Raw genomic sequence first — 603 nt, forward strand, 5'->3', positions numbered from 1 at the left:
TGAATCGCCACGAGTTTCCTAGACACTCGCGAGCCGCTTGAAATACTGCTTTTCATACTCGACCGGCGATAAGTCATTGCTGAAGCTGTGCCGGCGCTTGGGATTGTAAAACATCTCGATGTAATCGAAGACATCCTGCTTTGCCTCTTCCCGAGTGCCGTAGGTCTTGCGTCGGATTCGTTCCCGTTTTAGGAGCTGGAAGAAACTCTCGGCCACGGCGTTATCATGACAGTTCCCACGTCGGCTCATGCTCTGCTGCAGGTTATGCTCGTCCAGGAAGTCGCGCCAGTCGTAGCTACTGAATTGACTGCCCTGATCGGAATGCACCATCACCGTATTCTTGGGTTGTCGACGCCAGACGGCCATCAAAAGCGCATTCATCGCCAGCTCGCGATCAATTCGAGAACTCATCGACCAGCCGACCACCTGACGCGAAAACAGGTCCAGTACAACGGCCAGATAAAGCCAGCCTTCGTAAGTGCGAATGTACGTGATGTCCGTCACCCAGACCCGATTCGGTTCCTGCACGTCGAATTGGCGCTGTAGATGATTAGGAGCCACCAGCGAAGGGGCGCCACCGCGTTTGTATTTCCGCTTGGCGTA

1 protein-coding gene is annotated in these 603 nt (G+C 54.4%); it reads right to left on the reverse strand.

Annotation, left to right across the window (positions count from 1 at the left end):
* Positions 1 to 18: 18 nt before the first annotated feature.
* A partial coding sequence (locus ACQ7JA_RS25005; RefSeq protein ID WP_430902408.1) for an IS3 family transposase occupies positions 19 to 603 on the reverse strand: 585 nt, incomplete at its 5' end.

It is taken from the genome of Massilia sp. BKSP1R2A-1 (assembly GCF_050586525.1).
Lineage (GTDB): Bacteria > Pseudomonadota > Gammaproteobacteria > Burkholderiales > Burkholderiaceae_D > Telluria.